The following is an 18,411-nucleotide window of genomic DNA, read 5'->3' on the forward strand; positions in this document are numbered from 1 at the left end:
TGCCCTTCTCCGACCAAGCCGATAAGGCTTTTCCACTGGCGCCAAGGAATGTAGCGAAGAAAAGACCCAATGCTGCTGAGTCAAAGTCATGTCAGCGTACGAGCCAGGGCTGAGGCACGGCTAAAGCACTCCTAGTCCCGCGCCTGAAAAGGGCGTCAGGAGGGGGGCAGGAGCGAGGCGTTGCCGCGGATGTCGTCGAGCAGGACCGCCTGCCGCACGCTGGCGTCGTCGAGCTCGGCCCCCATGCGGACGGCGGTGGCGAAGGAGACGACGGCGTTGGTCACCTGGTCGTCGGAGGGCAGCGTGATCTCCTCCACGCCGCCGCGCCGCTCCAGCCGCAGCACGGGGCGGTGGTCGGCGGGCGGGGTGAACGCCTGGTCCACGATGATGCGCCCGTCGCCGCCGACCAGCTCATAACGCGACCGGTAGGCGTGCACCAGGCCGAACTCCAGCTCGGCAATGACGCCGGTGTCGGTCCGCAGCTGGGCGCTGCCGCCGGTCTCCACGGGATGCCTGGCGCTGGTCGTCAGGACGGCCTCGGCGACCTTCAGCTCGCCGCTGAGGAAGTGCAACGCGCCGCGCACCGGGTACAGGCCCACGTCCAGCAAGGCGCCCCCGCCGATGTCGGGCTGGTAACGGATGTCGTCAGGCGGCAGCTCCGGGATGGCGAAGGCGGCGTGGAAGGACTGCACCTCGCCGATGGCGCCCTCGCGCAGCAGCCGCTGTACCTCGGCGTGCTGATGGTGGTGGACGAACATCACGTTCTCGCGCAGCACCAGCCCGCGGGCGCGGGCAAGGTCGATCAGCTCCCTGGTGCTGGCGGCGTTGGTCGTCAGCGGCTTCTCGGCCAGCACGTGCTTGCCGGCCAGCAGCGCCGCCTCCACCCAGGGGGCGTGCAGGGCGGCGGGCAGCGGCACGTAGACCGCCTCGACGTCGTCGAGTTCGAGCAGCGCGCCGTAGCCGTGCACGGGACGTCCGCCGAAGTGTTCGGTGAACCACCTGGCCTTGCCGGGGTCTCTGCTCGCGATGGCGACGACCTCCGCGTCGGGCACGGCCACGAGGGCGGGCAGGATGCGGCGGCGCGCTATGGACGCGCAGCCCATGACGCCGACGCGGACGGGGGCCATGGCGCCAAGACCCATGCCCGCCTCGTTTCCCGTTGCCATACGCGAAAAGGACCGATCAAGTTCGGAAAATACCCGCGCTGTCCCGTATGCGGCAAGCGCGGGTCACGCGGTCAGCAGGCCGGAGAGCCGGGCCGCAAGGTCCTTGTCGGCCAACATGGTCCCGTGGTCGACATCGCAGTTGATCTCGCGGGCGACCAGCACCTCTACCCCGGCCGTCCGCATGGCGTCGAGCCCGCTCAGCGGAGTGCTGGAATTGAAGGCGACCGCCGAGCGCCACCGCTCGCGCGGGTCGATGTCGCCGGCCGCGGCGAGATAGGTCAGGAACGTGCTGAACACCTCGAACAGCTCATCGCGCCGCCGCTCGTCGAGGCCTATCTTCGCCAGCGCCCGGTGGCCGAAGTCGCCGACCAGCTTGATCAGGGCGTCCTTGAGCGCGCCGACGTCCGGCGTCTCCTCGTACGCGCGCTGCCCGATCCGCCGCGCCTCGTCGATCTCCCCCGGGGGGAGCATGGACGCCATGAATCCAGTGATCTTGTGGAACTGCCACAGCAGTGTCTGTGCGGTGGACAGCTCCGGGTCGAACAGCACCAGCAGCGGCTCGTCGCCCTGCCAGGAGCTGATCCGCTCGGCGAGCGCGGCGGCGTAGACGGAGCCGGCGCAGAACCCCAGCACCGCGCGTACCTGCGGGCGTTCCTGCTCCAGCCGCTGTGCCCAGTGCTCCACGTAGCCGTCGCCGGAGCTCACCTCCAGTGGGGGCGGCACGGTCTCCCACACCCTCAGGGCCGGCTCCAGATTGGCCACCAGGTCGGAAAAACGTGCTTCCGGCCGCCCGGTTATATCAAAATCGACGGCCAGCACCACCGAGTCGGAATTTCCGCGATCCGTCAATGTCTTCCAGGCCATCATTCGCTCCTCGCACGCGGACAGACGGAGTCAGGCCAACTGTAGATGGGATGCCGCGCCGGCGATACCCCTCCACACCCCTATATGGACCCCGTGACACGCCCGGAGAACCCCGTCTAGGGGTACCGGTAATTCGGCGGACCCTTTTACCATCGCCGTAAAAGGCGGCTGAAAAAGGAGGGACTCTCTTGGAAGCCGCGGCCGATCTTGATCTTTCTGTTGCCACTCGTAAAGAAGAGGCCCTGTGGTTGCTCGAACGGCTCGTGCCGGAGAGCGCGGCCAACAACCTGGCGCTGGCGTTCCAGTTCGAGGGCACCTTGGACGCCTCGGACCTGACCGAGGCGTTGCTGATCCTGTTGCGCCGCCACGAGGCGCTGCGCACGGTGTATTTCGCGGCGGGCGCCGAGCTGGTGAAGGGCGTGACGCCCGCCGCCGATTTCCGCGTCGAGGTCTCCGAGGCCGGCGACCTCGCGCCCGGGGATCTCGACCTGGCGCTGCGGCCGTTCGCCACGCGCCGGTTCGTCCTGGACGGGCGGCCTCTCTTGCGCGCGGGGTTGTTCCGCCACCCGGACGGCGATGTCGTGTGCCTGGCCTTCCACCACTTGGTCTACGACATCATCTCGGGAACGACCCTGTTCGAGGAGCTGATGGCCGCCTACGAGGCCGTCGCGGCGGGCCGCCCCGCACCTCCCGAGCTGCTCGTCCCGGTCGCCGCCTATCACGAGCCCGAGCCGGCCGAGCCGGATCTCGCTTACTGGCGTGAGCAGCTGGCGGACTTCGACCCGGGGACGCTCGACCTGCGATGCGGAACACCGGACACCCCGGCCACGACGCTGCGCGGCGACCACATTGCGCACGTCCTGTCCCCGGAGGCCACGGCCGCGGCCAAGCGGCTGCCGCTGGAGCTGCGCGCGCCGGAGTCCGTCGTCCTGCTCGCCGCTTTCGACCTGCTCCTCGCCGCGCACGGCGCGGGACCCGACATCACCGTCGGCTCCCCGGTGAGCGTCCGGCCCAGGGAGACGCCCGGCATCGTCGGCCACCACACCAACGTGCTGCCGCTCAGGGTTCTCGTCGACCCGGCCGAGAGCTTCCGCGCGCTGGTACGGCGCGCCCGCGACACCTACTTCAACGCGCTGGCGCACGCGGGCGTGGCCGTGGACAGCATCTCCGAGCTGGTCCCGCGGGCCGGCTCGTCCTGGCGCAACAGGCTGTGCCGCCACCTGTTCAACTACTACCCGCAGCTGGAGCTGAAGGAGTACACGATGGCGGGCCGCCGGGTCAGGCCGGTGGTGGTGGAGAGCGGCTACAGCAAGTTCGACCTGGAGTTCTTCGTGGCCTCCTCCGCGCAGGCCGTGCAGATCACCGCCCGTTACTCGACGGAGAAGCTGGCCAGGGCCGACGCGGAGATGCTGCTGCGCAGGTACGAGGCGCTGCTGGTGTCGCTGGGCGAGGATCCGGACCGGCCCAACGCGGACGTGCCGGTCTGGAGCGAAGAGGACCAGTCCGTCATCGGGGCGGCCAACGCCACCGCCAAGCGGTTCGAGCCGGCGAACGTGCTGGAGGCCGTGCACGGGCACGCCCGTCGCGTGCCGGACGCCGTCGCGATGCAGGATGGCGACCGCTTCGTCGGCTACGGACGGCTGTGGCACGCCGCCGTCGCGGCAAGGGACCTGCTGGTGGAGTCGGGCGTCGGAAAGGGGGACATCGTCGCGATCGCCGCCTCCCGCAGCCCGGAGCTGACCGCCGCCGTCCTCGGCGTGTGGCTGGCCGGCGCCGCCTACCTGCCGGTGGACCCCGAGCATCCCGCCCAGCGGGTGGCCTACCTGCTCGCGGACTCCGGCGCGAAGGCCGTCTTCACGGACCGGCCCGGTCTCGCACCTGACGCGGTGACGCTCCCGCTGCCGTCCGTCGCCGACGCCGCCGATGGGCGGCCCGAAGACATGCCCGGCCTCGACCTGGACCCGGAGTCGTGCGCGTACCTGATCTACACCTCGGGCTCGACCGGCCGCCCCAAGGGGACGCTCATCCCGCACCGCGCCATCTCCAACATCGCCGCCGACTACACGGTCCGGCTGGGCGCCACCCCGGCCGACGCGACCCTGTGGATGACGACGTTCGCCTTCGACATGGCCAATCTGGAGCACTACGTCCCGCTCTACTCGGGTGGCCGGATCGTGATCGCGCCCGACCAGGCAAGGACCGACGGCAGGCTGCTGCGCGAGCTGATCGAGCGCCACGACCCGGGCATCATCCAGGCGACCCCCACCACGCTTCGGCTGGTGCTGGACGAGATCGCCGGCCACCTGCGCGGCCGCCGCGTGGTCGTCGGGGCCGAGCCGGTCCCGGTGACGCTGGCCAGGCGCCTGGTGGAGACCGGCTGCGAGCCGCACCACGCCTACGGCCCGACGGAGACCACCACGTGGTGCACCTGGGGCACGTTCGGACCCGGACTCGGCGACCGTCTCGACGTCGGCGAGCCGATCTGGAACACGCAGGTCATGGTGCTCGCGCCGGACGGCCGCGAGCTCCCGATCGGCGTCCGCGGCGAGGTTTGCATCGCCGGCGCGGGAGTGGCCCTCGGCTACCACGGCCTGCCGGAGCTGAACGCGGATCGGTTCGGGGAGCACCCCGTTCACGGCCGGTACTACCGCTCGGGCGACATGGGCCAGTGGCGCGCCGACGGGACACTGGAGCTGTTCGGCCGCGCCGACCGTCAGGTCAAGCTGCGCGGCAACCGGATCGAGCTCGGCGAGATCGAGGCCACGCTGCTCGGCCACCCGAAGGTGCGGGCCGCCGCCGCCGTCGTGGTGGGCGACCGCAGCGCCGACGGGCGGCTCGTCGTGTTCGTCGAGTCGACCGCCGGCGGCGGCATCGCCGACGACCTGTGGAGCCACGCCCGCGCCGAGCTGCCCCGCTCGGCGATCCCACAGGACTTCATCATCGTCGATGCGCTGCCGACCAGCGCCAACGAGAAGGTCGACTACCCCGCGCTCGAGGCCATGGCCGCCTCGTCGCGGCCCGCCGCGCAGGCGGAGGGCGGCGGGCCCGGCCCGGACGACGACCTGCTGCGGGCGCTCTTGGAGCACTGGAGAAAACTGCTCGAGCGGGACGACATCACGGCGGAGACCAACTTTTTCACCCACGGCGGCCACTCGCTGCTCGGCGCCCGGCTCCTGCAGGAGATCGAGCAGAGCCTGGGCGTCACCGTGAAGCTCGCCGACCTGTTCTCCGCCCCGACCCCCGAGGCCCTTGCCGAGCACATCCGAGCCGGCCTGCCCTCGGCCGGATGACCACGCTTTGCGCCTGCATTGCCGACGCTTCAGCGGCCGCTGATGCCCTAGGCGCAGGCGATAACCGAAGGAGGATCCCGTGGCACTCGCGGCTGGGCGCGTCGGCCCTGCAGATGCAATAGCACGATTCACACTGTCGGCGACCGCCGGAGAGCGGGCCCGGTCGCCAATCACGGAGTTCCACCGCTGGTGGGCCGAGCGCGCAACGATCGAGCGTTTCTCGGTGACCCGGGTCCCGTTCCGCGAGCTCGACGGGTGGCATCTGGCTGGCGACAGCGAGAACCTCGTCCACCGCAGCGGCCGCTTCTTCTCGGTCGAGGGGCTGCGCTACCGCGGCGACGGGCCCGGTGAGCAGTCGCAGCCGATCATCAACCAGCCCGAGATCGGCATCCTCGGCATCCTGGTGAAGGAGTTCGACGGGGTATTGCACTGCCTGATGCAGGCGAAGATGGAGCCGGGCAACGTCAACACCCTGCAGCTGTCGCCGACCGTCCAGGCCACGCGCAGCAACTACACGCGCGTGCACCAGGGCAACATGCCGCCCTACCTGGAATACTTCCGCGGCCCCGACCGGGGGCAGGTGCTGGTCGACGTGCTTCAGTCGGAGCAGGGCGTCTGGTTCTGGCGCAAGCGCAACCGCAACATGATCGTCCACCTCACCGAGGACGTGCCCGAGCACGAGGACTTCCACTGGTTGCCGCTCGACCAGATCCACCAGCTGCTCAAAACCGACAACCTTGTCAACATGGACGCCCGCACGGTGCTGGCGTGCATGCCGCTGGCCCGCCCCAGCACGGCCGACTGCTCGCCCGACGACCCCTTCGCCTGGGCGCTGCTGAACTCCTACGACGAGGAGCTCGGCCTGCACACGCGGACGGAGATCCTCAGCTGGTTCACCGAGAGTCAGACGCGTTGCGAGTGGAGCGTGCAGCGCATCCCGCTGTCCGAGGTGACCGGCTGGTCGTGGAGCGATGACGACCTCGCGGGCGGCGACGAAGCGCCCTTCCGGATCATCGGGGTTCGCGTGAACGCGCACAACCGTGAGGTCACCAACTGGTCGCAGCCGCTGCTCGAGCCCCTTGGGCACGGCCTAGCCGTGTTCCTCGCCAAGTCCATCGGCGGCGTCGTGCACTTCCTGGTCCAGGCCAGGAAGGAACCCGGGCTGATCAATGTCGTCGAGATGGCGCCGACCGTCCAGCTCCCCGCCGTCGCGGGCGCGGTCTGCGACCAGGGCGCAGTGGCGTACGCGATGGAGGCCGCCGCGGCGGACCCGCGGCGGGTGCGCTTCGACGCGCTGCTGTCGGAGGAGGGGGGCCGCTTCCACCACGGCCAGACGCGCTACCAGATCATCGAGGTGGGCGAGGAGTTCCCCGTCGAGGTGCCGGACGAGTACTGCTGGATGACCGCGCACCAGCTCATGGGGCTGCTGGACCACAGCCACTACCTGAACATCGAGGCGCGCACCCTTCTCGCGTGCGTGCATTCCCTGTGGTGAGCGCCATGGTCACGAGGAGAGACGAGAGCACGGTCCGAGCCAGCTTGACCAAGGAGGACGCATGAGAGTGCTGATAACGCCCATGCCGTGGCCGAGCCACTACTACCAGATGGTGGGTGTCGTGTGGGCGCTGGTGGCCGCGGGCCACGAGGTGCGGGTGGCCGGGCAGCCGGCCCTGTTCGACGCGGTGACCGGCACCGGGATCACCGCGGTGGCCGCCGGCGGCGGCTACGACATCATGACAGGCGTCGCCGAGATGGTGCAGGAACGCCAGAAGGTGGACCAGCAGCCGAACATGATCGGCGAGGGGGTGTTCACCCCCGAGGACAAGGCCCGGCTGCTCAAGATCAGGATGATCCCGCACATCAGGCTGGCGCAGGACGCCGCCGAGGACCTCGTGGCCTTCGCCCGCGCGTGGCGGCCCGACGTGGTGATCACCGATCCGCTCGTCTACGCGGCGCCCCTGGCGGCGGCCGCCGTGGGCGCGCCTGTCGTACGTCACCTGTGGGGGCCCGACCTGGCGAGGCACATCGGCCTGCCGGGCAGCGGGCTCAGCGAGGAAGAGGACCCGCGGGCCGTCTGGCCCGAGGAGATGGTCGAGCTCTACAGCCGCTACGGTGCCAAGCCCCAACCGGACTTCGCCGTGCTCACCCTGGACAACTGCCCGGACAGCCTGCAGTTGGCCGGCGTGCCGAACCGTGTGGCGATGCGGTACGTCTCCTACAACGGCTCCATGGTGGCGCCGCCGTGGGTCCTCGAACCCGCCGACCGGCCGCGCGTCTGCGTCACCTGGGGCTCCTCGACCGGGCAGCTGCTGGGCGAGGACGTGTTCATGGTGCCGCAGATCCTGGAGGCGCTGTCGCCCTTCGACGTCGAGGCCGTCGTCGCCGTCCGGCCGGAGGACCGCTCGCGCGTCCCCGACGACTACGACTGGGTCCGCGTCGTGGAGAACGTCCCGCTCAACCTGTTCCTGCCGACGTGCCACGCGATCGTGCACGGGTCCAGCGGCGGCGCCGCGCTCACCTCGGCGATGTACGGCCTGCCGCAGCTCGTCCTGCCGCACGTCGGCGGAGAGGGCATCATCTACGACCAGCTGACCGCCGTCGGCGCCGGAATCGGGCTCAAACAGGACGAGTCCAGCGTCGAGGCCATCAGACAGGCGGCCGACGCCGTCCTGCACGACGACAAGCCGCGCGAAGCGGCCCGGCGCCTCCAGCGCGAGATGCTCTCGCAGCCGCCGCCATCCGAGATCATCTCCACGCTCGAGGAACTGGTCTGAGAGACAACAGTGAAAGCACTCGTACTCGCCGGCGGTGCAGGCACCCGTTTGCGACCCTTCAGTCACAGCATGCCCAAGCAACTCGTCCCCATCGCCGGCAAGCCCGTGCTCTTCCACGCGCTGGACGCGCTCAGGGCGACCGGGATCACGGAGGCGGGCATCATCGTCAGCGGCACCGACGCCGCGATCCGCGCCTCGGTCGGGGACGGGTCCCGCTTCGACATGACGGTCACGTATCTGCCCCAGGACCGGCCGCGCGGCCTCGCGCACTGCGTGATGATCGCGCGTGACTTCCTGGCCGACGACGACTTCGTCATGTACCTGGGCGACAACATCTTCGCCGAGGGCATCGCGGGACCCGTCGGTGCGTTCGTGCGCGACCGTGCCGCGGCCCAGCTGGTGGTCACCAAGGTCATGGACCCGTCGCAGTATGGCGTGGCCGAGCTGGACGCCACCGGCCGGGTCACCGCCCTGGAGGAGAAACCCGCACACCCGCGTACCGACCTGGCCGTGACCGGCCTGTACTGCTTCACGCCGGAGATCCACGAGGCGGTCGGCCGCATCGAGCCGAGCTGGCGCAATGAGTTCGAGATCACCGATGCGGTGCGCTGGCTCGTCGACCAGGACCGGCCGGTGCGGGCCGAGCTGCTCTCCGGCTACTGGGCGGACACCGGCACGCTGGCCGACCTGCTGGAGTGCAACCGGGTCCTGCTGGAAGGCATCACCGGTGCCGTGCACGGAACGGTCGACTCCCGCAGCCGCATCTCCGGCCCCGTCGTGATCGAGGCGGGGACGACCATCGAGGGATCCACGATCACCGGCCCGGCGATCATTGGAGCGGGCTGCGCCATCGTCGACAGCCACGTCGGCCCGTTCACCTCGCTCGGCACGCGGTGTACCCTCACCGCCGCCGGCGTGGAGCACTCGATCCTCATGGACGACGCCTCGGTGCACGGCGTGCGCTTGCAGAAGGGCTCCATCATCGGCAGAGCCGGGAAGGTCTCGCAGGGCGGCAGCGGAGCCGCGAGCCACCGGCTGCTGATCGGCGACGACAGCAGAGTGGAGGTGCCCGCATGAGGATCTTCGTCACCGGCGGTGCCGGGTTCATCGGCTCGCACTACGTGCGCGGCCTGCTCGACGGCGACGCACTCGACGTGTCCGTCACCGTCCTGGACAAGATGACCTACGCGGGCAACGCGGCGAACCTGCCGGACGCCCATCCGCGGCTGACCGTCCTCCGCGGGGACGTCTGCGACGGGCAACTGCTGCTGGAGATCTTGCCCGGGCACGACGCGGTCGTGCACTTCGCCGCCGAGTCCCACGTGGATCGCTCGCTGATGAGCGGCACGCCGTTCGTGACCACGAACGTGCTCGGCACCCAGACCCTGCTGGAGGCGTGCCGCCAGACCGGCGTCGAGCGGATCGTGCACGTGTCGACCGACGAGGTCTACGGGTCGGTGAGCCAAGGTTCGCGGGCGGAGGACGCCCTGCTGCTGCCCAACTCGCCCTATGCCGCATCCAAGGCCGCCAGCGACCTGATCGCGCGGGCGTACTGGCGCAGCCACGACCTGAACATCTCGATCACCCGCTGCTCCAACAACTACGGGCCGTACCAACTGGTCGAGAAGGCCATCCCGCTGTTCGTCACGAACCTGCTCGACGGCCTGGAGGTCCCCTTGTACGGGGACGGCTACCAGGTGCGCGAATGGCTGCACGTCACCGACCACTGCCGCGCGCTCGACCTGGTCCTGCACCAGGGGCGGGCGGGAGAGATCTACAACATCAGCGCCGGGGTCGAGCTCACCAACCGCGAGCTGGTCAGCCGGCTGCTGGAGCTGTGCGGCGCGGGCTGGGACCGGGTCCGGCACGTCACCGACCGCAAGGCGCACGACCAGCGCTACTCGGTAGACACCACCAAGATCCAGGAGGAGCTCGGCTTCACCGCGCAGGTGCCCTTCGACGAGGGACTGGCCGGGGTGGTCGCCTGGTACCGGGACAACCGTGCCTGGTGGGAGCCGCTGCGCAAGCACCGCGTCGGCCTGACCGGCGCCAGATGACGGTGCGCAGGAACACACGGCAGGCCGGATGCCACGAGCATCCGGCCTGCCGCGGTGTGAGGCGGGCCGGGTGCCACGAGCATCCGGCCCGCCTCGCTGTCAGGAGGCCAGTTCCTCCAGGGAACGGGCGACGTCGAGAGGGGACGGCTGGGCGTCGATCTCGGCCCGGAGGCGCGCGGCGGCGGCCGTCACCTCGTTCCCGGCCAGGATTGACGAGACCGCCGCGATGATCTCCTCGGTCGCCGTCGTGTTGCCGTTGAGCGCCACGCCGGCGCCGGTCTCGGCGAAGTGCGCGGCGGTGTCCAGCTGCTCCAGGGTGCCCGCCACCAGGACCTGGGGCAGGCCCAGTGCGGCGGCCGTGAGCGTCGTGCCGCTCCCGCTCTGGTGCACGATCGCGGCGCACGTCGGCAGCAGCAGGTGCAGCGGCAGCCGCTCGACCACCCGTACGTTGTCCGGCGCCTCCCCCAGCATCTCGAGCTCCGCGCCCGTGACGGTGGTGACGATCTCCACGTCCAGCGCGGACAGGCTCTTGAGTATCTGCGGGACGAGGAAGCCCTCCGTCCCGGTCAACTGTGTCGTGGTGGTGCCCCACGTCAGGCAGATCCGCCGGCGCGGCGTGGGCTCGAGCAGCCAGTCGGGCATGTCGCCTGAGCCGTTGTAGGGGACGAACCGGATCGGCATCCTGTTGGGGATGCCGTCGAACTGCATGGACGCCGGGCAGGGGTCGACGATCGCCGCCGCGTACTCCGCGCGCACCTCCACCCCGTACCGCTCGTACAGGGATCTGATGCCGTCGGCCCATATCTCCGGCGGGGCGCCGCTGCCGGGGAAGAGTCCGAGCTGCCGCTCCACGGCGGGCCCGGTCAGGTGCGTGACGAATGGCACCCCGGCGACCTCGGCCACCAGCGGCGCCGCCAAGGCCAGGGGGTTGCCGACGACGAGGTCGGGGCGCCAGACCCGGGCCAGGGGCACGAGGTCGTCGGCCATGGCGGTCGCGGTCTTGACGAACGGGGCGAACTTCGCCTCCAGCGCCGGCTTCAGCACCTCGAAGGGCACGTCGCGCGGGCCGGCGACATTGACACCGTCGTCCGGGTGCTCGCGCTGGTAGCGGGCCATCTCGTCGTTGATCTTCTGGTATTCCGGTTCGAAATCGTAGTCCCGCCCCACGGTGGCGATGGTCAGGCCCGACCGCTTGACCGCTTCCGCCACGTGGGGCTGGCCCGCCACCCTGACGTCGTGCCCGGCCGCCCGCAGTGCCCAGGCCAGCGGCACCATGGGCATGTAGTGCGTCGGTTGTGACCACGGTACGAAGAGAATCCTCATGGATCACTACTTTCGGTAGGCGTCGTGCGCTCCACCGGACACCCTCTCCCGCGGCCCTTAAGACCAGCTAAGACGGGCCTGAATCACGTGTGCCGACGAAGAGCCCGCAGCCCGTCAGGCCGCCCGGCAAGTATGTGGCGGGGCACCCGGCCGCCGCGAACGCCTCCAGGTACTCCTCCAGCGTGAACAGCGCGAGCAGGTCGATCTCGACGAAGCTGCGGATGCCGTCGCGGTCCGCGACCGTGAAATGGGCCTCCATCCGGGTGGCCCGGCCCTGGCGCGTCGAGTGCGACACCCGGGCGATCACCCGGCCCTCCTCCCGCACCACGTCACCGGCCACGTATCCCTCGATGAACTTCTCGGGGAACCACCACGGCTCGACGACCAGCACCCCGCCGGGCTCCAAGTGGTCGGCCATCGCACGTACCGCCCGGCGCATCTCCTCCGGTGTGGACACGTACCCGATGGCGTTGAACAGGCAGGTGACCGCCTCGAACCGGCGGCCGAGGGAGAACTCTCGCATGTCGCCCTCGTGCACGGCCACGCCTGGCAGGGCCTCCAGCGCCTTCTGGCGCATGGGCGGGGAGATCTCCAGCCCTTCGACGTAGCTGAAGAACTTGCGCAGCGTGCGCAGGTGGGCGCCGGTCCCGCAGGCCACGTCCAGCAGCGAGTCTGCGGCGGGGGAGTGCGCGCGGATGAGCTCGGCGACGCCCTTGGCCTCGGCCACCCAGTTCTTCCCGCGCGAGCGGAAGATCAGCTCGTAGATCTCGGAGAGTTCAGTCCCGTACATCTTCCCGCTCCCGTCAGTTCGCGTCGCGGGCGACGGCGGCCACGAGGCTCTCGACCCCGTCGCGCAACGGCACGTGCGGGGCCCAGCCGGTGGCCTTCTGGAAGGCCGAGGGGTCGAGCACGAGGTCCAGCAGATCGGTGGGCATCAGGGTCTCCGCGGGCGGCACCTGCACGACGGGGACGGGCTCGCGGCCGGTATGCTCGGCGGCCGCCTGCGCGATCATCGTGAAGGCGGCGCCGATCGTGGTGGCCTGGCCGGTGCCGACCAGCCAGTGGCGGCCTGCGACGGCGTCGATCTCGTCCAGCGCGGCGGTGAAGGCGCGGGCGCAGTCGTCGGCGCACAGGAGGTCGCGGGCGATCGTGCCGTCGTGCCACATGGTGAGCGGCCGGTCGGCGAGGGCCCGCCGCGCCATCGCGGCCAGCACCCCGCGATCAGCGTCATGGTCGGGTCCCCGGCTGTAGAGGGTGGCCAGCCGCAGCGAGCACCCGCGTACGACGCCTTCGGCGGTGGCCGCCTCGATCGCCTGCTCGACGGCCAGCTTCTGCTGGTCGTAGACGGTCAGCGGGTCGTCGGGTTCGTTTCCGTCGAGGCGTACCCGGGCGCCGCCGCCTACCTGGGACATGGATCCGGCGAACAACACGATCGGCGGGCGTGCCCGGCCGCGCAGTGCGTCGATGAGATCGGTGGCCAGGCCCGCGCCGACCAGCCCGGCCGCAGGGCCGGTGGCGGCAGCCCGCCAGGTGCCGGCGCCGGACGAGGGCGCGACCAGGTGAATCACCACGTCGGCGGCCGCGACGGCCGCGGCCACCGATCCCCCTTCCGCCAGGTCGACCGTGCGCACTTCGACCTCCGCCCGCGCTCGCGCGGGGGCGGGGCTCGGCCTGCGCGCGACCAGCCGCAGCCGTACGGGCCTGGCCGCCAGCTCGCGTGCGACGGCCCTCCCCAGGAGGCCGGAGGCGCCGAGCACGGTGATGAGCTGTTTCGTCATGAAGTCTCCCGCATGCCGTCGGAATCGCTCACGGCAGTGAACCCCATGGCCCTAAAGCGGCGCCTCTGTCGTCACAAGATGATCGCCATTTTCAAGATCGACTGGAGCTGTTCACTTTAGCGGGAGACAATGAGCTCTTCCTAGGCTGATCTTGAAGATCACCGACCGGTGGTCGTGACACGTGGATCACTCCTCGATGAGGTAGGGAGAGAGATGAGTGCAGACGGCGACTGGAAGATCACGACTCACACTCCGAGAGGCGACTTTGACTGGTTCATCTCGATCGTGACAACAGGTGAGTCGTTCACGGGCACCCTTGACATCGTCGAGGACAAGATGACCTTGGACGAGGGACGCATCGACGGTAACGAGCTGACGTGGACATCCACCATGAAGAAGCCTCGAGTTCTGAAGTTCACCGCGCGGGCGACAGTCGAGGGTGATGAGATCACTGGAGAGTTCAAGATGGGAATGTTCGGCAACCGTCCCTTCGAGGGAAGGAGGGTCGGCCCGGCCGAGGAGGAGCCGGTTTCTGCATGATCTGAAGGCTCTGCCGTGCCGGCCCGAAAGGGCCGTCGTTACCACCGAACGTGGCGATGGGGGAGTCGCCAGCACGGCGGGCCGTGGTGTTTCCGGCACGTCGACGAAGACCAGCAGCGCCCGGCAAGCCACATGTCCCACCTGCCCAAAGAGCCACGGGGATGCTCATGAAGTTAGTGGAGCGAGATAGCAAGTTGGATAGGCTTCGGCGCTTGTTCGCCGACTCTACGAAAGGCAAGAGCCAGGTCGCGGCCATCACGGGCGCTGTGGGCAGCGGCAAGACCGCGCTGCTGCACACCTTCGCCGAGAGCATCGCCGGCGATGGGGGCGTCTTCCTGACCGTGACGGCGTCCCGCACCGAGCGCGCGCTGGAGCTCGGTGTGATCGGACAGTTGATCTCCAGCGCGGTGCCGTTCGCCGAGGGCGACGAGAGCGCGCGTCGCCTGCTGGACACGGCAGCGCATGGTCTGTCCCTGCCGGAGAGCCCCGACGCCGCCTCCGAGCTGGATCGCGCGACGGACGGCGTCGGCATCCGCGACGTGCGGTCGCTGGCCGCGCTCAGCAACGCGCTGTTCCGGCTCGGCGAACGCGGGCCGGTGGTCATCGGGGTCGATGACGTGCACTACGCCGACGTGTCCTCGCTCGAGGTGCTGCTGTACCTCATCAGGCGGGTGAGTCTGCGCCCGGTGCCCTTTCTCTTCATCCTGACGTGGGGCGCCGATCCGGAGTTCAACCACCCGAAGTTCAACGCGGAGGTCCTGTCCCATCAGCATGTAGAGGCCCTGAGGCTGGAACTGCTGTCCAGGAACGGCGTGGCCAAGGTGATCAGTGACAAACTGGGCACGCAGGCGGTGGGCCGGCTGACGCCCGCCTGCCACGCGATGAGTGGTGGGAACCCGCTGCTGGTGCACGCCCTGCTGGAGGACTACCGGCATGCCGAGTCCGCGCAGCCGGCCGAGTTCGCCCCCGGTGAGGCGTTCGCCCGGGCCGTGTCCGCCTGCCTGCACCGGGGCGCTCCCTTGACCATGGAGGCCGCCAGGGCGATGGCGGTGCTGGGGCCGCACGCCACGCCGCCGGTGCTGGCCGACGTCCTGGGTGCCGACCCCGACTCCGTGGTCTGGGCCGTCGAGGCCCTGCACGGGCTCGGGCTGCTGCATTCGGGCATGTTTCGCCACACCGCCTCCCGGGAGGCGGTGCTCTGGGAGCTGGATGGCACGGAGCGGTCTGCCCTGCACTACCAGGCCGCCCGCGTGCTGCACGACCATGGCACACCGGCGACCGTCGTCGCCGGCCACTTCGTGAACGCCGGCCGCGCGGACGGCGCCTGGACGGTCCCCATCCTGCGGGAGGCCAGCGAGCAGGCACTGGCCGGCAACGACATCGAGTCGGCCATGGCCTGGCTGCGGATGGCAGGCCGGGCGTCCACGGACGAGCGTGAGCAAGCGGCCATCAAGGCGTCGCTGGTACGCGCGATCTGGCGCAGGTGTCCCATCACCGCGCTGCCGTACCTGCCGGACCTCAGCGCGGCGGCGATCGAGCGCCGCCTGGGGCTGCGCGACACGAGTGCCCTCGTCGGGCAGCTGCTCTGGTTCGGGCAGAAGGAGCAGGCATTCGAGGTCATGACCGCCGTGGAGCGGCAGCGGGGGGCACCGTTCAAGAGCCCGTCCAACTCCCGGCGGAGCGAGCCGGGGCTGCCCAACCTCGGGTTGCTGGGCCACTGGTCCGCCGATCCGCTCAACTCCTCCCTTGACTACCAGCCGTTGTTGCCCGCGCCGTTCACGGGAGCGCTGACGTACCTGAACACCCTGCTGGTCCAGGGCGCGGACGAGGAGACGCTGCGTGCTGCGACCAAGGTGCTGCAGGGGGCGCCGCTCGATGACGACACCCTGCCCAAGTTCACCTCCGCGCTGGTGTCGTTGGCCTGCATGAACCGGCCGGACGTCGCGGCGCACTGGGGTGACGCGCTCCTGGAGGAGGCCGAGCAGCGGCGCGTGCCGATGTGGCAGGCGCTGTTCGCCGACCTGCGGGCATTCATCGACATCCGGCGCGGCCGGATGGCCACCGCCGAGCGGTTCGCGCGGGACGCGCTCAACCTGATCTCCCCGAAGAGCTGGGGCGTGGCCATCGGGGTGCCGATCGCGAACGTGGTGCTGGCCAGCACCGCCGCGGGACGGCTGGACGATGCCGCGGCGTTCCTCGGCATCCCGGTGCCCGAGGCCACGCTCGAGACCGTGGGCGGGCTGCACTACCTCCATGCCCGCGGCCGCTACCACCTTGCGATCAACTGCCCGCAGGCCGCCCTGGCAGACTTCGAGACGTGCGGCGACCTGATGATCAAATGGGACATCGACCTGCCCAATTTCGTCGACTGGCGGACCCACGCCGCGCAGGCGTGGGCCGCGCTGGGAAACCCTAACCAGGTCCGTGACCTGATGGACGAGCAGCTGGCCGGGCTGGAGGCCGAAGACAGCAGGGTCAGAGGCGTCAGCCTGCGCATCCTCGCCTCGGTCGCCGAACCCGACGAGGCCATGGCGCTCCTGCGGGAGGCGGTCGCGTGCCTGGAGGCGGCCGGTGACGCCTACGAGCTGGCCTTGGCCGTGTCGGCGCTCGGCCAGGCGCACGAGGCACGGGGTGAGCAGGAGCGGGTGCGAGAGCTCACCCATCGGGCCCTCGGGCTGGAGCGGGCGGCGGGGCTCGAGCCCGCCGAACCGGCGCCGACCGCCCCGACCACGCGCGCCGAGCTCAGGAAGAAGGGTGTCGCCGGCACGCCGGGCCCGGTGCTCGCGGCGCCGGCCGACGCCAAGCGCGGCTCCCCGCTGACCGAGGCAGAGTTGCGGGTGGCCGTGCTCGCCGCGCAGGGGCACAAGAATCGCCAGATCGCGGCCAAGCTGTTCATCACCATCAGCACGGTCGAGCAGCATCTGACCAGCGTCTACAGGAAGCTCAACGTCAGGCGCCGTGCGGAGCTGTCCGGCGAGCTGCAGCGCGTCCATCCGGGGATGTGGCTGCGTGGTACGGCACGCAGGCGCGAAACCGGCTGAAGGATCTAGGACACCGGCGCCGGTGGAAGGTCCCCGGCACCGGGCGGGGCGCACCGCTCGCGCCCCGTCCGGCGCCGGGGACTGTACTCGTTTGTTTACACCGAGACGCGCACCGGGAGCGACTCCAGGCTGCGCATCACGATGCTCTGCCGCCACCGCAGCTCTCCGGGATCGACGGCCAGCTCGAACGAGCCGAAGCGGCGCAGGAGCGTGCCGATGGCCAGCTCGCCCTCCAGCTTCGCCAGGGGTGCGCCGATGCAGTGGTGGATGCCGCGGCCGAAGGCGAGGTGCCGGTGATTCTCCTGCCGCGTCAGATCGAGCCGGTCCCCGTCGCCGAAGACGTTCTCGTCCCGGTTGGCCGAGCCGAGGACCACACTGACGAAGCTGCCCTTCGGGATGAACGTGCCGGCGATCTCCATGTCCTCGACCGCCCATCGGGCGCTGGCCCGCTCCAAGGGAGCGTCGTAGCGCAGGAACTCGTCGATCGCGTCCGGGAGCATGGCTGGCGAGTCGCGCAGCAGCTTGAGCTGGTCGGGGTGGCGCACCAGGGCGAGCATGCCGTTGGCGATGAGGTTGACCGTGGTGTCGTGCCCGGCGATGATCATCAGGATGGCGGTGCCGATGAGCTCGTCGGGGGAGAGCCTGTCGTCCTCCGCGGCCACAGCCAGTGCGCTGAACAGGTCGTCGCCTGGGTCGGCCTTCTTGGCCTCCATCAGCGTGGCCAGGTAACCGCTGAACTCGCGTGCCCCTTCGGCCTTGCCCGGCGCGCCCAGCGGCAACAGCACGGCCTGCGACCAGGCGCGGAACTTGTCCTTGTCGGCCAGTGGAATGCCGAGCAGCTCGGCGATCACGGCCATCGGCAGCGGGAACGCGTAGTCGGCCACGAGATCGACCACGCCGCGCCCGTTCTCCAGCCGGCCGGCGAGGTCGTCCGCCAGCTGGTCGGCCAGCGCCTGGATGTGCTCGCGCATGCGTTCCACGCGGCGCACGGTGAACTCCTTGGACACCAGCCGGCGTAGCCGGGTGTGCTCTGGCGGATCGCTGGCCAGCATCTGCCCCGCGAGCTTGGCGCCGCCCTCCTTGGGCAGCGGGACGCCGCTGGCGGCCAGCATCGCCGCGCCGTGCCGCGGGTCCTTGGCCAGGCGGGCGTCGCACAACGCCTCCTTGGCGTCCTCGAACCGCGTGACGAGGTAGACGTCCATCCCGTTGCCCTGCCGGACTTTGGCGACGGGGCACTCTTTCCGCAGCTGGGCGTAGAACGAATATGGGTCTTCTCCGCCGCCGTTCACGTCTGAGATGTTTACATTCCGCGCGTCCTGTGCGGTCATGGGAGTGCCTCCTCGGGGAAAGATATTCACGACCCTCGGAGAGAAGGGTTCCGCGTCAGATTAGTCGTTCCCGCCTAAGGGCCACTAAAGGCTTGATAAAGCGGGGGGATGAAAAGCTGTCTCCTGAGATCGCCGGTGTTTTCCCTGGTCAGAGGCGACTTCTTGAGAGGTGGAAGACGATGGTGTGCAGGGCTGTACGGCGGCCGCCGCATCGTGCGAGTCTTGACATATCTGCGTCTGGCACGTACGT

Annotated in this window: 13 protein-coding genes; 7 read left to right on the forward strand and 6 right to left on the reverse strand. The window is 69.9% G+C overall.

Going from position 1 to position 18,411, the window contains the following annotated elements:
- Window positions 1-155: 155 nt before the first annotated feature.
- Window positions 156-1,142 (reverse strand): Gfo/Idh/MocA family protein, encoded by a 987-nt coding sequence (locus EDD27_RS05330; RefSeq protein ID WP_241563873.1) that lies wholly within the window; start codon window positions 1,140-1,142, stop codon window positions 156-158.
- Between the two features lie 87 nt (window positions 1,143-1,229).
- Complete coding sequence (locus EDD27_RS05335) at window positions 1,230-2,030, reverse strand: hypothetical protein (protein ID WP_127931341.1); 801 nt, start codon at window positions 2,028-2,030, stop codon at window positions 1,230-1,232.
- 188 nt (window positions 2,031-2,218) lie between these two features.
- Between EDD27_RS05335 and EDD27_RS05340 the strand changes: the two genes are divergently transcribed.
- The 5 genes from EDD27_RS05340 to rfbB all read left to right on the forward strand — a co-directional run bounded on the left by EDD27_RS05340 (window position 2,219) and on the right by rfbB (window position 10,151).
- The gene (locus EDD27_RS05340; RefSeq protein WP_127931342.1) at window positions 2,219-5,320 is read left to right on the forward strand and encodes a non-ribosomal peptide synthetase; all 3,102 of its coding nucleotides are present in this window, start codon (window positions 2,219-2,221) and stop codon (window positions 5,318-5,320) included.
- 79 nt (window positions 5,321-5,399) lie between these two features.
- The gene (locus EDD27_RS05345) at window positions 5,400-6,815 is read left to right on the forward strand and encodes an NDP-hexose 2,3-dehydratase family protein (protein WP_277750692.1); all 1,416 of its coding nucleotides are present in this window, start codon (window positions 5,400-5,402) and stop codon (window positions 6,813-6,815) included.
- A 61-nt stretch (window positions 6,816-6,876) separates the two neighbouring features.
- The gene (locus tag EDD27_RS05350; RefSeq protein ID WP_127931343.1) at window positions 6,877-8,094 is read left to right on the forward strand and encodes a nucleotide disphospho-sugar-binding domain-containing protein; all 1,218 of its coding nucleotides are present in this window, start codon (window positions 6,877-6,879) and stop codon (window positions 8,092-8,094) included.
- Between the two features lie 9 nt (window positions 8,095-8,103).
- Complete coding sequence (locus EDD27_RS05355) at window positions 8,104-9,171, forward strand: glucose-1-phosphate thymidylyltransferase (RefSeq protein ID WP_127931344.1); 1,068 nt, start codon at window positions 8,104-8,106, stop codon at window positions 9,169-9,171.
- Window positions 9,168-10,151, forward strand: coding sequence for a dTDP-glucose 4,6-dehydratase (gene rfbB, locus EDD27_RS05360; protein WP_127931345.1), 984 nt, complete (start codon window positions 9,168-9,170; stop codon window positions 10,149-10,151). The genes EDD27_RS05355 and rfbB overlap by 4 nt, the downstream gene beginning before the upstream one ends.
- A gap of 99 nt (window positions 10,152-10,250) precedes the next feature.
- Here rfbB and EDD27_RS05365 read toward each other — a convergent pair whose 3' ends face one another.
- From EDD27_RS05365 to EDD27_RS05375, 3 genes are all read right to left on the reverse strand, one after another.
- Entirely contained in the window at window positions 10,251-11,474 is a 1,224-nt protein-coding gene (locus EDD27_RS05365) for a nucleotide disphospho-sugar-binding domain-containing protein (RefSeq protein WP_127931346.1), read from the reverse strand.
- Between the two features lie 67 nt (window positions 11,475-11,541).
- Window positions 11,542-12,264: a class I SAM-dependent methyltransferase gene (locus EDD27_RS05370; RefSeq protein ID WP_127931347.1), complete on the reverse strand. Its 723-nt coding sequence runs from the start codon at window positions 12,262-12,264 to the stop codon at window positions 11,542-11,544.
- Window positions 12,265-12,277: 13 nt separating this feature from the next.
- The gene (locus tag EDD27_RS05375; RefSeq protein ID WP_127931348.1) at window positions 12,278-13,252 is read right to left on the reverse strand and encodes an NAD-dependent epimerase/dehydratase family protein; all 975 of its coding nucleotides are present in this window, start codon (window positions 13,250-13,252) and stop codon (window positions 12,278-12,280) included.
- Window positions 13,253-13,420: 168 nt separating this feature from the next.
- On the opposite strand from EDD27_RS05375, the gene EDD27_RS05380 reads away from it, so the two are divergent.
- Window positions 13,421-13,792, forward strand: a complete 372-nt coding sequence (locus EDD27_RS05380) for a hypothetical protein (protein ID WP_127931349.1) — start codon at window positions 13,421-13,423, stop codon at window positions 13,790-13,792.
- Between the two features lie 167 nt (window positions 13,793-13,959).
- Window positions 13,960-16,833 (forward strand): helix-turn-helix transcriptional regulator, encoded by a 2,874-nt coding sequence (locus EDD27_RS05385; RefSeq protein ID WP_277750824.1) that lies wholly within the window; start codon window positions 13,960-13,962, stop codon window positions 16,831-16,833.
- A gap of 95 nt (window positions 16,834-16,928) precedes the next feature.
- Here EDD27_RS05385 and EDD27_RS05390 read toward each other — a convergent pair whose 3' ends face one another.
- Window positions 16,929-18,161, reverse strand: a complete 1,233-nt coding sequence (locus tag EDD27_RS05390; RefSeq protein ID WP_206641261.1) for a cytochrome P450 family protein — start codon at window positions 18,159-18,161, stop codon at window positions 16,929-16,931.
- Between the last annotated feature and the right edge of the window lie 250 nt (window positions 18,162-18,411).

It is taken from the genome of Nonomuraea polychroma (assembly GCF_004011505.1).
GTDB lineage: Bacteria > Actinomycetota > Actinomycetes > Streptosporangiales > Streptosporangiaceae > Nonomuraea > Nonomuraea polychroma.

Bases quoted from the DNA above. Each gene is read 5' to 3' on its own strand.
- EDD27_RS05330 (WP_241563873.1), bottom strand. From the start codon at position 1,142: ATGGGTCTTGGCGCCATGGCCCCCGTCCGCGTCGGCGTCATGGGCTGC.
- EDD27_RS05335 (WP_127931341.1), bottom strand. From the start codon at position 2,030: ATGGCCTGGAAGACATTGACGGATCGCGGAAATTCCGACTCGGTGGTG.
- EDD27_RS05350 (WP_127931343.1), top strand. From the start codon at position 6,877: ATGAGAGTGCTGATAACGCCCATGCCGTGGCCGAGCCACTACTACCAG.
- rfbB (WP_127931345.1), top strand. From the start codon at position 9,168: ATGAGGATCTTCGTCACCGGCGGTGCCGGGTTCATCGGCTCGCACTAC.
- EDD27_RS05365 (WP_127931346.1), bottom strand. From the start codon at position 11,474: ATGAGGATTCTCTTCGTACCGTGGTCACAACCGACGCACTACATGCCC.
- EDD27_RS05370 (WP_127931347.1), bottom strand. From the start codon at position 12,264: ATGTACGGGACTGAACTCTCCGAGATCTACGAGCTGATCTTCCGCTCG.
- EDD27_RS05375 (WP_127931348.1), bottom strand. From the start codon at position 13,252: ATGACGAAACAGCTCATCACCGTGCTCGGCGCCTCCGGCCTCCTGGGG.
- EDD27_RS05385 (WP_277750824.1), top strand. From the start codon at position 13,960: ATGAAGTTAGTGGAGCGAGATAGCAAGTTGGATAGGCTTCGGCGCTTG.
- EDD27_RS05390 (WP_206641261.1), bottom strand. From the start codon at position 18,161: ATGACCGCACAGGACGCGCGGAATGTAAACATCTCAGACGTGAACGGC.